Here is a 248-nt window from a genome sequence, read left to right as displayed (position 1 = left end):
GTATATTAACCGAACATGAATCGAGCGCGCGCCACTTACGGCCGGGCCGCGCGCGGCATCGCGTCAATGAGCCTGGCGATTGCCCTCTGCCTCCCTTGGGCCGCCCCCGGGGCCGGAGACGAGCCCCGCTGGCTGGGCACCACCGTGCTCTATCCTCGCTCTTCCGGGATCCCGCTCCCGGGCCGCGAGCCGGTGCTGGTCCTGTCGCCCCCCTCCGTCCACCTGGCCAGCAGCCGCTGGAACCAGGC

1 protein-coding gene is annotated in these 248 nt (G+C 71.4%); it reads left to right on the top strand.

Annotation, left to right across the window (positions count from 1 at the left end):
* Window positions 1–66: 66 nt before the first annotated feature.
* On the top strand, window positions 67–248 hold a 182-nt coding region (locus ACTFO6_RS19330; protein WP_439935940.1), incomplete at its 3' end, for a hypothetical protein.

This window comes from Pelomicrobium sp. G1 (assembly GCF_051905455.1).
Taxonomy (GTDB): Bacteria; Pseudomonadota; Gammaproteobacteria; order Burkholderiales; family UBA6910; genus Pelomicrobium.
This window is presented reverse-complemented; position numbering and strand designations above follow the sequence as displayed.